The sequence below is a fragment of the Methanosarcina sp. Kolksee genome (assembly GCF_000969945.1).
Lineage (GTDB): Archaea > Halobacteriota > Methanosarcinia > Methanosarcinales > Methanosarcinaceae > Methanosarcina > Methanosarcina vacuolata.
In genome coordinates this window covers 4314951-4328574 of record NZ_CP009524.1, presented here as the reverse complement: position 1 = coordinate 4328574, position 13624 = coordinate 4314951, and the positions used below count along the sequence as shown (strand labels likewise).

Below are 13624 nucleotides of genomic sequence, written 5' to 3'. Positions count from 1 at the left end.
TTATTATTATGCATAACGTAGAAATTCTTCATCTTATTTCAATTTTGACATTATAAGTCAAGTTCCTGTCAAGCAGAAAAATCTCTTATGTAGTTGTTTCTCTTAAATGTTTCCCTTTTATCGAAACAAAAGTTTTCCTGTTCCTGAAATTCTTCAATCTCTATATTTTTTATACAAACGAGAACATGTTGGTAATGTTCTATTTGTAACGTTATTCTTCTATAATAGGAATCTATTATCTTATTTGCAGGCTCAATTACTCGGTATCGTTATCTTGATAGAGGTAATAATTCTGCATCTCCTGATCAATACGAAAAGTAAAATCCATAAGCTTTGAATTCCTAAATACTAACGATTATGAACTAATTGGACTTATTGGAAACTTATATGAATATTTATCAATTATTTAGATAAGTTTATTTGCCGCTTCCCGGAAATTTCATAACTTGCCTGAGGTTTTCTGAGCTTTCAGAAACAAGATAAATAATATTCAAAACTAAACCTTACCTCTGGCAAAAAAGGTGCGTGAAAAATGATAGAAAGTATACTCTGGCTCGCAGTCGGGTTAATGGTTGCGTCATCCGTCATCCCCAGAACTTCAAGGGTTCGTAAACTTATTGGAGGGATTGGATGGGGTGTATTTTCCATCCACTGGAGTTATCAGCCTCTTCATTATCTCAAAATTATGGACTATGCTAATGTGCTCCTAACAATAGTAGTAGCCCTGTTTTGTCTACTTGTAGCGTATATCATGTTTCTGGAGTACAGAAAAGGTCCTCTAAAGATAATTAATAATAGAGAAGTGTTGCACTCCAAATTTTCAGATCAGAGTGAGGCTGATTCCCTTGACATAACCTCGATGCTTACAAGTGCCAGTGCACTCGGAGCTCTTGTTTATTTCCCGTTTGCGAATTTCGCCTCTCTGAATACCTTGATTATAGGAGGGGTTACTTCTCAGGTTACCTGGGTTCTTCAGTATCTAGACATTCCTGCGTATATGAAAGCCTGGAATATGATATCACTTAATGGGTATACAGTGGAAATCATTCTCGCCTGTACGGCGATTGAAAGTATTGCTCTCTTTATGGGGCTTATATGTGCAGTAAGAGCTCCCCTTAGTCGACTGGCTATGGCGTTTATTGTGTCAGTGCCCGTGATCTATATCCTTAATCTTATCAGGGACATTTTCGTGGTAGTTGCTTATGGAGAGCAATGGTTTGGTGCTGATAGTTTTATAATTGCGCATAACTATATTGCAAAAGCGGGTTCAGGCATTGCTCTCTTTGTAATTTCATATGCAGTACTCCGGATTCTGCCCGAGCTGTTCGGAATGATTGATGGCCTCTGGGTCATTCTTTCTAATGAATTGAAATCTCTTCTGCTAAGGTCCGAGGGGGATTAAGAGAAATGCTTGCAAAAGGTTCGGAACCCTGGCTTTTTACAGCTGCGTCTATTACTGCATTATTTGCAATTCTCTCTAAGGCAATGAACAGCTCCCACTTAAACCACGCTGCTTACTTAGCAATGTCACTGACTTTCTTTATGGTCCTTTTTTTTAGAGATCCAGAAAGAAAGGTTGAAGTTTCGGATACTTATATGATTTCCCCGGCTGATGGAACTGTCATAGATATTCGAGGCCGGAAAATCTGTATTTTCATGTTTCTCCAGAATGTACATGTAAATAGAGCTCCGATTTCGGGGACTATCAGGGAAATCACTTACAAGAAAGGCGGATATCTTCCTGCTTACTGGAAAGACTCTGAAAGAAACGAAAGAAACGAGTTTATTATTCACAGCAAGTATGGGGATGTTAGTGTCACGCAGATTGCAGGCACTATTGCCAGGCGAATTGTCTCTTATTCTCAAGTAAATGATATGATCGAGCAGGGACAGCGAATTGGAATGATTCGCTTCGGATCAAGGGTTGATGTAACGATTCCTCATGATTTTGAAATTACAGTACGGAAAGGGGAACGGGTACTTGCAGGCAAGACTATTATAGCAACAATAAAAAATGATAGGGACTTTTGAACATGAACGTATTTCAAATGTTAAGACTCCCGGACCTGGTCTCTCTTTTGAACCTTATCTGTGGAATCGGCTCAATTGCAGTAGCTGCTCAGGCTACAGTCCAGGCTGCCACACTTCAAACTGGGGCAAACCATAATGGTTTTGTCCTGGCTTTGATCTTACTTCTTGTTGCAGCAATTGCAGATGGGGCGGATGGGTACATTGCCAGGAGGTTTAAAGGAGGAGAACTCGGGGAACAACTTGATTCCCTGGCAGATGCAGTTTCTTTTGGGGTAGCTCCTGCTCTTCTCATATACTTGCAGTTTGGACAAATAAACCCTCTTGTGGGAGATCCAGACCCTCTTGTTGCGGTATTTCCGGTTTTCTATGCTATCTGCGGTGTGCTCAGGCTCGCACGCTTCAATTCCATAGCTGCCAGTAAAACTGGATTTGAAGGCCTTCCCATAACTGCAGGCTGCGTTATGCTTGTTACATACATGTTGTTAAGCGAAAACCTTGTCAAGATAGACTTTCTTCTAGCACTTACCCTTTGTCTCTCTATTCTTATGGTGAGTTCGGTAAATTATCCGAAGATCAAGAATGTCAGGGTTCTCGTTTTCATAGCTTCCATTTTTGGAATAACTATGCTTCTCTACCTGTATAATATCGAATATATGCGAATTTTCTCGATCCTGCCTTTTATCCTGATGTTGATCTACATCTTTTCTCCTTTTTTTAAAGTCCCTGTCTTAAGCAACCTGGGTAATAAGGAATATCGAAATAAAGGACTGAGAATCGGGAAAGAAAAACAATAAAACCAATTTGTCCGAAACGTCAATTAATGAATTCCAAGAAGGAAGTGATTTGTTTGGTCCAAGAAAAAGCAACTGATAGAGATAACGCACTTTTTGAGGCAGGAATAAAACTAGGAGCCCTTTACCATCAATTTACGGGTTCTCCTGTAAATTTAAATACTGTTTCAAGCCTTGAACAGGCTATCCAGGAAAGCATTTCAGTCCAGCCCTACGTGGAAGAAATTTCCGTAAAAATTGATAGAGATATGTTGAAAGGCAAGTTGAATGATGAATTCGGTTATTCTGAGCTTCAGGGGCCTATGCTTAATGTAAAAATAACTGTAAGATACGGCTCTTCAAAGATAAAAGTCGGAATGGAATATAACTCCGAGTTGAATTATCCGCTGATGAAAATTCTAGAAATCGAAGAGATAAACGTTTGAAATAGATAGCCTCTAAAATAGAAAACGGATTAAAATAGAAAACGGAGTAAAGTAGAAAACGGATTAAAGTAAAAAAACAGATCTTAACATAAAACATAACTCAACGTAAAAATAGAACTTAAAGTAAAGAAATTAAGGCTTTTAACCCTCTTTCTTTACAGTTTCAAAAGCCCTGATAACTTTTTCATTCTGTTCCGGAGTTCCAGCTGTTACCCTTATAAGCGTATCTCCAGCCTCCCTGAAAGAATCACAGGAACGTACAATAATTCCCTTTTTCATGAGATTCTGTGTAACGGTTTTTGCTTTCATAGGAGAAACATCCACAAGTACGAAGTTTGCCTGGGAAGGATAAACCTTAAAGGGAATTTTTTCTTTCAGGTATTTCCTGCCTTCTCTTGCGATTTCTACGCTTCTTTTGTGGTGTTCGGCATCTGAAAGGGCAGCTATTCCTGCTTTTAAAGCCGGAAGACTTACTGAAAACGGTGTTGCTGCTCTTATATACTCTTTTGCCAGCCATTCGGGCATGATTCCATAGCCCAGGCGCAAGCCTGCGAGCCCAAATACCTTGGAAAAGGTTCTGCCCACAACAAGATTATCGTATTCCCTTACAAGCCCTGCAAGGTTCCTGTCCGCAAATTCGACATATGCCTCGTCAACGAACACAAGAGCTCTGGTATTTTCAAGTATTTTCCTCAGATCATTTTCGGGAAGGAGGTTGCCTGAGGGATTATTGGGAGAGCAGAGGAAGATTATCTTTGTCCTGCTGGATGTAGCTTCCAGAATCTTTTCAGGATCTATCGAGAAGTCCTGGCTTCTCCTGACAAAGACCGGCTTTCCTCCGCATGCCCGTGCCGGAAGTTCGTAATAGGCAAAAGTAGGAGTAGGAACAATGACTTCGTCTCCTTTTTCAATAACCAGCCTACAAAGCCCGTCAAGTAGCCCGTCCATTCCCGGCCCTGAGGCTACGAGGTTTGAAACCGGGAAACCTGTGTATTTCGAGAGGGCCTCCCTTAGTTCAATCGCGTCTGCTGAGGGGTAAATGTTTGCTGAGGGAGCTGTGTCTACTAGGGCCTGAACAGCTTTTGGAGAGGGCCCAAGCGGGTTTTCATTTGAGCCGAGTTTAATAATTGAAGCCGGGTCAAGCCCATAGGCAGAAGCGATTTCTTCAATGGATTTCCCTGGAACGTACTCTGCGATATCAAATATTTCTTTTTTTATCAATTCAGGCCTGCTCAAGAACATCAACTACCTTATCGATCTGTTCTTTTGTAATCACAAGTGGGGGAACCAGACGGAGCACCGATTCCGATGTGCAATTTACAAGCACTCCATGTTCCCTTGCAAAGTCCACGAAATTGCTGCAGGGATGGTTTACCTCTACTCCTATCATGAGCCCTTTTCCACGGACTTCTACAACATCTTCCCTTTCCATATTCCTGAGCTTTCCCATGAAATAAGCCCCGTTCTCTTTTGAGCGCTTAAGGAGTCCTTCTTCCTTTATTGCCTCAATTGAAGCGAGTGCAGCTGCACAGGCAAGCGGCCCGCCTCCGAAAGTAGAAGCGTGCTGTCCGCGCCCAAAGCTTAGCCCCTCCCTTGCTGTGATCGCGCCCATCGGAAAGCCTCCACCTATTGCTTTTGCCATGCTCATGATATCGGGTTCTACTCCGAACTGATCTTTACAGAACCATGTACCTGTCCTTCCAAAGCCTGTCTGCACTTCATCAAAGATAAGGAAAGTTCCGGTTTCGTCACAGATTTCCCTGACCTCTTTAAGGTATCCGGGATCCGGAATATTAACTCCGCCTTCTCCTTGAATGGGTTCAAGGATCACGGCTGCCGTGTTTTCCGAAATAGCCTTCCTGATAGCGTCAGCATCGGAGTACGGGACAAAAGTAGTTTCGGAACTTACAGGCGGCATGAAAGGGTCCCTGTAAATGCTCTTGTGGGTTACGCTGAGTGCCCCTATAGTCCTTCCGTGGAAGGAGTGTTCAGCAGCTACAAAGGCACTTTTTCCGGAAGCCATACGGGCCAGTTTCATCGCAGCCTCTACGGCTTCAGCTCCTGAATTACAGAAAAAAACGCGTTCCATTCCTGTAACCGAAACAAGGGCTTCTGCAAGTTCAGCCTGAATCTCAGTGTAATAAATATTAGAAACGTGCAGCAGCTTTTCAGCCTGGGCCTGGATTGCCCTGACAACAGCCGGGTGGCAGTGTCCAACATTGTTTACTGCAATTCCTGCTACACAGTCAATATACTCTTTTCCGTAAATATCCCGGACAACCGCTCCCTTTCCTTCTGAAAGTACAAGGGGCTGACGACCATAAGTCTGCATTACATATTTTGAATCTTTTTCTATAATTGAATCGTATTTTGCCTGTAAATTCTCAGGCTCTGTAACCTGTAGATTTTCAGGCTCTGCAACGTTCTCTGTCAATTGGATCCCTTCATGAAATTTGTTCCTTTAAACTGATCGGAAAGTTTAACGAGTAAAGTCTGGAATATTTTTACCTAATTCTACTTCTTTTAAACGAATTCTAGTTATTTCGAATTAATTCTGGTTATTTTAATCTAATTCTGGTTATTTCGAATTAATTCTGGTTATTTTAACCTAATTCTGGTTATTTTAACCTAATTATGGTTATTTTGACCAAATTCTAGTTATTTCGAACTAATTCTGGTTGTTTCAAACTAATTATGGTTATTTTAGAGTTATATCTAAATCTGGAGCCCAACTAGCTCAAAATGAATGTATTATTAAGATATTAAGATATTAAGATTTTTGAGAGCATTTTCTTTTGAGGGTTCAAAAAGTTTACAGTTAAATTTCAGAGTTGAGTTCTGCTCTTTCATCTCCAAAGCCCAGATAATTCCCTGATTCCCTATGAATGTTACTGCTCTTTCTCAAAAAAGAAATTTTTTCCGAAGACATTTTTTCCGCAATTCTTTTTCCCAAAAGCATTAGCTCACACCCTCGCAGGGTAAGATTTGCCATATCTTTAACGAAAATTAAGCTGAAGACTTTGGTCAGAGGAAATTCGGAATTTTCCTGGGTGTCAAGGACATACGAAAGGACTCGGGTCGGATTAATCACTCTCAGATTACTCTTCGGACTTTTGTTCCTTTCTGTGAGTCCTGGCTCCTGTGAAGTGTCTGGTTCTTTCCAGGGCCCTTGTTCTGGCCGTTTTTCTTTTTCTGCCAGGTACAAAAACATTCGCACTCAATTTGGCAGGTGAACCAATTTCCATCACATTCAGGGGCTTTACGGGTTCATCCCGGGACTCTTTTTTGATTTTGTCCTGAGGTTCCTTTTCAGGTTCGTCCTGAGGTTCCTTTTCAGGTTTGTCCTGAGTCTCATTTTCGGGCAATTCATGAGTCTTGCCCATAATTAATTTCCCTAAAGCATTGACCTCTGCAAGAACAGGCATTTCTGCAGCATCCCTTAAGAAAGATACTCCCGAAGGGGCTTTTATAGTACCGTCTACCCTCGCGTTTTCAAGCAGTAAGACCGAGTTGGCTTTTACTCCACCGAAAACTCGACTGTTCCTGCCAATCTGCACATCTCCTTTTGAAGAAAGATTGCCATAGACAGTGCAATTTTCACCGATGAAGATCTTGCCTTCTGAGTAAATACTTCCCTTAAAGGTCAGGTTTTCCCCTGTAGAGACAGCCTGTGCTCGAATATTTCCTGTTATCAGGCAGTTTTTTCCTATAATGGCTTCCCCATCAATCTCAATAGTTTCATGGGAAAGCTTTGAGTCAGCTGGTACAATCAGTACTTTTTCAGCGGGCTCTTTCCTTTCAAAGCTCTGTATGTCCTCAGAATCCTCAAAAAGTTCTTCTACGGCTTTTTCAATCTCTTCGCCTTTGCCGAGACGCATCATTTCCTTTATGTAAAGAAATAGAAAGATAATTACAGGGATCGGATTTCTTACCAATATCCATCCCTTGGCTTCAAACCCTCCCCGGATTTTAACTTCTTTTCCTACGTCCAGGTCTCCCTGTACGAGCAGTTTCCCGTCAATGGTTACAAATTCTCCCAGGTAGGCGTTTCCTCCAACCTCTACCCGGTTACCCAGTTTTGACCACATGTCAATCCTGATATCGTTACTGGCCGCAATATCCCCTGAGACGACCACTCCTTCTCCCATAATGACAGTATCGCCGATTATATTGTATTCAATATTAGAGTGATTGCCGACAATAACGTCTCCCTCGACTGTAATTTTGTTTGCTTCGATTCTGGTGTTATCTGGAACCAGGAAGTATTTTAGAATCTCTTCTGACTCTGAAATAGTGCTCACTCTCCGGGAAACTGTTATCTTTGGCTTTATTTCTTGAAAATCTTATTTCTTTATATACTTAGACTTCAGGATTGAAGCTGCCTTTTAAAATCCGTTTTTTTAAATGGCATTCATTCAAAAATTACTATCTATGATATATTCTTATTCATTTTATCCGCTCATTATAAGAATATTTGAGCAATATAAGTAGCATTTTATATCATATTTAACTATATGTAAATTTGTGTAAAATTTAAAAAGCGTCGATATTTAGCATAAAACTTAACACTTTTTCTCTATTCTCTTTTCCAATGTCTCTTTTATATCTCATAAGTTTTTCTAATTCCTGGATTCACCTTTCTTTTTTCGAAGCCACTCCTACTCTTACATCCACAGCTGCACCACTGTTGAGAGCCAGAATCTCCGCAGGAGACAGAAGCAGTTGCCCTGTTGCAAGCAGCCTGTTAGTCTCATCTGTCACAAGTACTTCTTCTCCGGCCCTCAGTTCAGGATCAATTTCAACGACGTGTTTTATAAAAGCGGTTTTACCTTTCTCCACAAAAGGAGCAGCTTCCTCTGAGATGACGACCCTGAGCTTCTTTCCTGGCAAAAGCCTGTGAACGATGGAAGCTCCTTCAATACTGAGGGTAAAAAACCCATCCTTTGCTCTTGCTGTAGCCATACGTTTTCCAGAGTGTAAGACCTGGCGCACTCTTTTTGTCCTGGATAACTGGAACGTTGAACCATCAGGAAAAAGTTCTTTTCCGATGCCTTTCCCAAACTGGTAGTCTGCTATCATACGGACTCTAGCAAGTCTTTCGGTGTCATTATTCATGAGAGTACGTAATATATGCAGACCTTAAAGCCGTTCCGGTTATCCTGATATTTTGTGACCGTAATTCTACGTTCTTTATTTATTACATATTCTATATTTTTAGTCTATTATTATTACATTTGAGCTTTCTGTCTTTCTCTAAATAATTTAATTTTTTGGCCTAATGAAATTGTTTTTTTCTTTTGACACTGTAAATTTTTTTATTTTACTGTCTGTTTTTTTGCTCCCTAATCTAGCAAAAATATTAAGAAGTATAAGCAACAATCTATTATCGGGTTTACGAAAATGAAAACATGCGTATATCAAGAACTTTGAGCTGCTTACAGTCTCAAGAAGGCAAGAGAGGGAATCCGCTTGATAGTCCGAAAGAATATCTCTATTGACCAGTGTTATGTGGATAAATTAAAGCCCTTTCTGGAAAAAAATAATGGAAACTTAAGTGCGGCAATAAGGGATACTATCGAAACTGCCTCTCTCACCCTGGCTGGGAAAAACGATGAAAATGAGGAAAAATCTTCACGTAAGGGCTCACAGAATGCAGAATTTCGTAATGGACTGATTGAGGAAGAAGAATTCCTGCTTGTTCATCATACTCTTTTTGAATGGCTTGTTAAAAACACTTCAGGGTTATTAATCGACGAATCAACTGTATATGAAATAATTAACCCTTATAAAATTAAACGAATCCCTGATGTTGTCAGTTATATAAATTTGCTCAACGAGAAAATGGGCTGGAAAATTAAGGTCGATGCAGAGTACAGTCAGGGCCCTGAGCCTGAAACTGCAAGTCTGACTCTCTCAAACGGAAACCCCTGCTTCAGGGAAATTATGGCCCATAGCCTGGCTCTTTATCTGGCAAAACAGATGAAACTGGATGTTCAGGGTCTATTCTGCAAATCAAACGTAACAAAGGTCTACTTTAAAAGGTTCGAGTTTCTTGATTTTCAAAAAGTTCCTAAAGGGCTTGAGGAAAACTTTGGATGTATGGAAAGTACTTTCCGGGAAATTCAAAAAAAGCCGGAGTTCTGGAAGAATCTTATCAAAACCTACAGGCAGCAGAATTATCAGCGGCTTAGCATGCAAAGAAAAACTTTCGAGGCTTTTGTTTCAGGAGATCTTCCATCCGTAGCTGAATTGAAAAGAAATTTTGAGTTGATTACAGGAAATCCCCCGACAGCCTTCACCCTTGCCGAGCATATTGTTATTTTCAAAGAAATTTATCTCACGGATGGTATCGGAAGTGATATAGAAATTTGCACGGAAAAGGGCAAAGAATATGTGAAACTTATTCACGACTATTCTGATAGAAAAGTATGTGACTCTCTTACAAAATATTACTCTACTGTTTTCACGTCAATTAACTACTCTTTTAAAGTCACCACCAGCCCACATATGATTTTGTTCGAGTTCGGAAAAAACCTTAGTTCAGCCGACTTTTCTGTGGAATAATGGATCTCGAACCCTGGATCTCTGCTGCTGAATATTCACCTTAACTTCCATAATTCTCTGATATTCAGTAAGATAGATAAATTCATATGTGGGATTCTCCTATCCTTTTTCATGAGTGACGTAATTTTGCTCTGGGACGGCCCTCTTCTCTTTGAAAAACTGTTTGTGGAATATGGGCTTGAATGCACTCGTGCACTCTCAACGTCCCTTGGTACTCCTTATCTTCCTGCCTGCAAGGTTCTGGTTTTGCCGACAGGTTTTGCAAATAAACAGTATACGAAAACAGGCGCAGGACTTGAACGCGGTAAACGTTCCCTTGAAAAGTTTGTGACAAAAGGAGGGACTCTTCTTGTTTTCAGCCCTCTTGTCCCAAAATACGAATACGAGTGGCTTCCTTTTTCTCTAAAATACGTAATGGAAGAAAACCCATGCACGCCTCAGCCTGTGGGTCAGCACGAAGCCCAAAAGCTGGTGGAAAATATCGATCCTCCTGTAGGATGTGACGGTTACTTCACGGAAACCGACGGTGATGTGGTATTAACTGATGACAGGAGCAGGCCGATAATGGTCGTAAAAGAAGTTGGAGAAGGTATGGTCGTTGCAACCACAATACACGAGCTTCCTTCATCCGAATTCTTTGAATGCAGGGTCGCATGTACAAAAAAGGTAAAACCCTAAAATAAAATTTAAATTAAAAAATCAGAATTAAACATAAAGATTGACACTTTTAATATCTTCTGGAATCGCCAAAATTTACCATTAATTCCGCTAGCAATTGACTGCAATCAATTAAAAACCCCGAAAATAATAAAAGGTCTCCTCATTTAATCTTTTTTACATTTTTATCTATTTTGTACTGGTTCCTAAGCCTCTCTATTTCTTCGGTTTCGTTTTTCAGTTTGAGCACAAATAAGCCGAAGCAGGGCTTTGTGAACTGAAATATAATATCGCTTCCTGAAAAGCCAACAGGGGAAACTGTACCCATGAGCATGAGATCTCTTACTTTGTACCCGCCAGGTACGAGGTATACATCCTCTGAATTCTCCATAATGAGTTTTTCACACTCTTCGAGGGTTGTATTCTTCAGGAGAACCTCATAGTTATATCCGCTTAAACATACCATTTTTGTACCCTTTATTGTTTTTTTCTAGATATATCCAGGAATATTCTGATAGCTGTCCATGCTTCAAATGGCCGTTAGTTTAACTCATGTTAAAATATGAGTCGATGGTATAAGAGGCAACTCATTTTGAAAAGCGAATTTTAAATTCTATGAATAACAGGCACAAACAAACTATTATCGTTTCAATCTGCGGTCAAAAGTACTTGACAGGGCTTTCGTGCCAAAGGACTTTCATACCAAAGAGAGTTCTGTACAAACACTATAAACTTGATTCATATTATTTATATAATTGTTCTTTTATAATTTTTGGAATGCTTGCAGGCGAATGCATATTCGTCTTGACTAAACAGTTTTAACCTCTATTGACAATTTAATATAAATTTGACAATATAGGCTTGTTAAATAATGCTTTAGATCTAATAGGCTTGTTAAACAATGCTTTAGGTCTAAATAGGCTTGTTAAATAATGCTTTAGATATATTGGGAATAGAAAGTTGGAAGATGTATTGAAGCTGATCTAAAAACTCAAGACAATTTCTCAGAATCCTATATTCTGAATAATAATTGAGCTTCAGATTATAAAAATTGTTTCTAAAATATTCTCATTTTTTTACGAATATGGTTGATTTTGGGAAGAGTTCTTAAACTATCAATACTGTCTCGATTTCAAGAATTTCAATTCAAATATTGATTGCAAAGATTAAAATTCAGGATAAACCCTAATCTTACAGATAAAATACCTAAGAGATGAAATATTATGACCGGCGCAAAAGTGCTCCTCATGATGGGATGTCCAGAGGTTCCGATTCAAACCAGCATTGCATTATATCTTTCCCATAAACTGACTAAACTGGGATTTGATGTAACCGTTGCCGGGACAACTGCCGCAAGCAAGCTTTTGAAAGTCTCCGATTCCGACGGCTATTATGTAAAAAAGCTGGTAGATCTCGACAAAACTATAGTAGACGTCATTGAAAAAAGAACGGATTTCGATATGTGCTTTGCCTTTATGCATAACGATGCAGGAATGACTTATGCAACGACCATGAGCTCCATTTCCCAGGCCAGAATGTATTCAATAGTCTTTGGCAGAAATGCCGAGGTTCTGGCCGAAACCATAGAGTTCGACTGTGAAAAGATTGTCGCACAGGACGTTCACAACCCCGTTCGTCTCAAGAACAAGCTGGATAAGGTTATGGAGGAGATCGTTAAATGAGCTGTATTGAGCAAATGAAGTACACAATCCACCTGCAAAAAACAAGCTTCAAGGAGGCCAGAGAGTATATTGAGAAAAACTCGGACGAGGTTTACTATGTATCTCCTGGATATAAAATCTTCAAAGATTATTATATAATCGGAATACCGCCCATTGCAATGGGTGTAAAAGGCAATGCTCTGGTCTTCCCCTATACAAAGCCGTGCCATGGTAGCTTTGTCCTGAGCATAGACGACGAAGACAGCATAAAAGAGATCAATCGGCTCAGGGATGCAGAGAAAGAAAAAGTAACGCCTTCAGCGAAGAAAAGTAAACCTGCTGAAAGTTCCAGGACATCTTTATCCAGCTATGGAGATATGTGGAAAAACTAAAATCTGAAAAGTTGACCATAGAGGAAGAAAATCTTACTCTTCCTCTAAATTGGCTTTCAAAATCGAATCCTTTATAGAATCTTATACATTTTTCACTCTATTACCAGGTCTTTTACCCTGATACCGCTTTCCACAATTTTTCCTACGATTTTTCCACCGGTAATTTCTGCAGCTTTTGCAGCATCTTTTTCCGGCAAGATAACAAGAAAACCCATACCCATATTGAAGGTTCTGTACATTTCAAGATCCTCGACTCCGCCTTCCTTCTGCAAGAATTTGAAAATTTCCTGTGGTTCAAGAGGATCGTAAAAATCAAAACCGAGTTTTGTCACTCTTCTCAGTTTCAAAAGTCCGCTGCCTGTTATGTGGGCAAGCCCATGGACTTCACATGCCTTCAGGACATCAAGAATCTCAATATAAATTCTTGTTGGGGTTAGGAGCTCGTTTCCGATCGTTTTTGAATTGTCATAGGGACAGGGGTCGTGATAAGAGTACCTGGATTCCTCAATGATTTTCCTTACAAGGGTATAGCCGTTGCTGTGAACGCCTGTGCTTGGGACACCTACAATCACGTCACCTACCCTTACTTTCTCTCCCTCAACAATCTGTTCTTTCCGGACAATTCCAAGGCATGTACCTGCAAGGTCAAAACCTTTAATTATCTCGGGCAGGGTTGCAGTTTCTCCACCAACGATGGACATCCTGGATATTTCCGCGCCATTAACCAGTCCTTCCCCGATCTGGGCGGCAAAGCCTTCTTCATGCTTTTCCAGGGCAAGATAATCTACAAAGGCTACAGGTTCGGCCCCTATGGCTAGAAGGTCATTCACATTCATTGCGATACAGTCTATGCCTACTGTATTCCACCGCTGCATTTCGTTTGCAATAAGAACTTTTGAGCCTACCCCATCAGTTGTCAGGGCAAGGGCATATTCTCCGAAGTCCAGAAGCCCTGCATAATGCCCTATTCCTGTAAGGGGGGCTCCTATACCTTTTCGAACATAGCTCAGTTTTTCGATAAGGGTCTTGACGGTTTTTTCTTCCTTTGTAATATCTACGCCTGAATCCGCGTACGTTAAGTGTTTTTCACTCATCTTTTGCCC

Annotated in this window: 15 protein-coding genes; 8 read left to right on the top strand and 7 right to left on the bottom strand. The window is 40.3% G+C overall.

Going from position 1 to position 13624, the window contains the following annotated elements:
• Positions 1-532 precede the first annotated feature (532 nt).
• Genes artA through MSKOL_RS17855 form a run of 4 tightly spaced genes read left to right on the top strand, consistent with a single transcriptional unit; the run spans position 533 to position 3247 of the window.
• Complete coding sequence (artA, locus tag MSKOL_RS17870) at positions 533-1402, top strand: archaeosortase A (protein ID WP_048123234.1); 870 nt, start codon at positions 533-535, stop codon at positions 1400-1402.
• 5 nt (positions 1403-1407) lie between these two features.
• A complete protein-coding gene (locus MSKOL_RS17865; RefSeq protein ID WP_048123232.1) occupies positions 1408-2031 on the top strand; it encodes a phosphatidylserine decarboxylase in 624 nt (207 codons plus the stop codon).
• Positions 2032-2033: 2 nt separating this feature from the next.
• Positions 2034-2825, top strand: a complete 792-nt coding sequence (locus tag MSKOL_RS17860) for an archaetidylserine synthase (protein ID WP_048157979.1) — start codon at positions 2034-2036, stop codon at positions 2823-2825.
• Positions 2826-2851: 26 nt separating this feature from the next.
• Complete coding sequence (locus MSKOL_RS17855) at positions 2852-3247, top strand: dihydroneopterin aldolase family protein (RefSeq protein ID WP_197078792.1); 396 nt, start codon at positions 2852-2854, stop codon at positions 3245-3247.
• Between the two features lie 141 nt (positions 3248-3388).
• On the opposite strand, the gene hisC is transcribed toward MSKOL_RS17855, so the two are convergent.
• The 5 genes from hisC to MSKOL_RS17830 form a co-directional block, all read right to left on the bottom strand.
• Entirely contained in the window at positions 3389-4489 is a 1101-nt protein-coding gene (gene hisC / locus MSKOL_RS17850) for a histidinol-phosphate transaminase (RefSeq protein ID WP_048157978.1), read from the bottom strand.
• A complete protein-coding gene (locus MSKOL_RS17845; RefSeq protein WP_231592677.1) occupies positions 4470-5579 on the bottom strand; it encodes an acetylornithine transaminase in 1110 nt (369 codons plus the stop codon). Before MSKOL_RS17845 ends, hisC begins: the two co-directional genes overlap by 20 nt.
• Before the next feature lie 486 nt (positions 5580-6065).
• Positions 6066-6338 carry a hypothetical protein gene (locus MSKOL_RS17840; RefSeq protein ID WP_048123221.1) on the bottom strand — a complete coding sequence of 91 codons (273 nt, stop codon included), beginning with the start codon at positions 6336-6338 and terminating at the stop codon, positions 6066-6068.
• Positions 6339-6345: 7 nt separating this feature from the next.
• Positions 6346-7548, bottom strand: a complete 1203-nt coding sequence (locus MSKOL_RS17835) for a polymer-forming cytoskeletal protein (RefSeq protein ID WP_082091190.1) — start codon at positions 7546-7548, stop codon at positions 6346-6348.
• 331 nt (positions 7549-7879) lie between these two features.
• Complete coding sequence (locus MSKOL_RS17830; RefSeq protein WP_048157976.1) at positions 7880-8362, bottom strand: PUA domain-containing protein; 483 nt, start codon at positions 8360-8362, stop codon at positions 7880-7882.
• 354 nt (positions 8363-8716) lie between these two features.
• Here MSKOL_RS17830 and MSKOL_RS17825 point away from each other — a divergent pair, with 354 nt between their 5' ends.
• The gene (locus MSKOL_RS17825; RefSeq protein ID WP_048157975.1) at positions 8717-9811 is read left to right on the top strand and encodes a hypothetical protein; all 1095 of its coding nucleotides are present in this window, start codon (positions 8717-8719) and stop codon (positions 9809-9811) included.
• A gap of 111 nt (positions 9812-9922) precedes the next feature.
• The gene (locus tag MSKOL_RS17820) at positions 9923-10489 is read left to right on the top strand and encodes a hypothetical protein (RefSeq protein WP_048157974.1); all 567 of its coding nucleotides are present in this window, start codon (positions 9923-9925) and stop codon (positions 10487-10489) included.
• Between the two features lie 142 nt (positions 10490-10631).
• Here MSKOL_RS17820 and MSKOL_RS17815 read toward each other — a convergent pair whose 3' ends face one another.
• Positions 10632-10934 (bottom strand): DUF1894 domain-containing protein, encoded by a 303-nt coding sequence (locus MSKOL_RS17815; RefSeq protein ID WP_048123213.1) that lies wholly within the window; start codon positions 10932-10934, stop codon positions 10632-10634.
• Positions 10935-11691: 757 nt separating this feature from the next.
• Between MSKOL_RS17815 and MSKOL_RS17810 the strand changes: the two genes are divergently transcribed.
• A complete protein-coding gene (locus MSKOL_RS17810) occupies positions 11692-12150 on the top strand; it encodes a DUF1890 domain-containing protein (RefSeq protein ID WP_048123211.1) in 459 nt (152 codons plus the stop codon).
• Complete coding sequence (locus MSKOL_RS17805; protein WP_048123209.1) at positions 12147-12521, top strand: DUF1894 domain-containing protein; 375 nt, start codon at positions 12147-12149, stop codon at positions 12519-12521. Before MSKOL_RS17810 ends, MSKOL_RS17805 begins: the two co-directional genes overlap by 4 nt.
• A gap of 92 nt (positions 12522-12613) precedes the next feature.
• Here the strand turns inward: MSKOL_RS17805 and purM are convergent, their stop codons facing one another.
• Positions 12614-13615 carry a phosphoribosylformylglycinamidine cyclo-ligase gene (gene purM, locus MSKOL_RS17800; protein WP_048124326.1) on the bottom strand — a complete coding sequence of 334 codons (1002 nt, stop codon included), beginning with the start codon at positions 13613-13615 and terminating at the stop codon, positions 12614-12616.
• Positions 13616-13624: the final 9 nt, after the last annotated feature.

Excerpts from the sequence above, each read along its gene's own strand:
- artA (WP_048123234.1), top strand. The coding sequence starts at position 533 with ATGATAGAAAGTATACTCTGGCTCGCAGTCGGGTTAATGGTTGCGTCA.
- MSKOL_RS17865 (WP_048123232.1), top strand. The coding sequence starts at position 1,408 with ATGCTTGCAAAAGGTTCGGAACCCTGGCTTTTTACAGCTGCGTCTATT.
- MSKOL_RS17860 (WP_048157979.1), top strand. The coding sequence starts at position 2,034 with ATGAACGTATTTCAAATGTTAAGACTCCCGGACCTGGTCTCTCTTTTG.
- MSKOL_RS17855 (WP_197078792.1), top strand. The coding sequence starts at position 2,852 with ATGAATTCCAAGAAGGAAGTGATTTGTTTGGTCCAAGAAAAAGCAACT.
- hisC (WP_048157978.1), bottom strand. The coding sequence starts at position 4,489 with ATGTTCTTGAGCAGGCCTGAATTGATAAAAAAAGAAATATTTGATATC.
- MSKOL_RS17845 (WP_231592677.1), bottom strand. The coding sequence starts at position 5,579 with ATGCAGACTTATGGTCGTCAGCCCCTTGTACTTTCAGAAGGAAAGGGA.
- MSKOL_RS17830 (WP_048157976.1), bottom strand. The coding sequence starts at position 8,362 with ATGAATAATGACACCGAAAGACTTGCTAGAGTCCGTATGATAGCAGAC.
- MSKOL_RS17820 (WP_048157974.1), top strand. The coding sequence starts at position 9,923 with ATGAGTGACGTAATTTTGCTCTGGGACGGCCCTCTTCTCTTTGAAAAA.
- MSKOL_RS17815 (WP_048123213.1), bottom strand. The coding sequence starts at position 10,934 with ATGGTATGTTTAAGCGGATATAACTATGAGGTTCTCCTGAAGAATACA.
- MSKOL_RS17810 (WP_048123211.1), top strand. The coding sequence starts at position 11,692 with ATGACCGGCGCAAAAGTGCTCCTCATGATGGGATGTCCAGAGGTTCCG.
- MSKOL_RS17805 (WP_048123209.1), top strand. The coding sequence starts at position 12,147 with ATGAGCTGTATTGAGCAAATGAAGTACACAATCCACCTGCAAAAAACA.
- purM (WP_048124326.1), bottom strand. The coding sequence starts at position 13,615 with ATGAGTGAAAAACACTTAACGTACGCGGATTCAGGCGTAGATATTACA.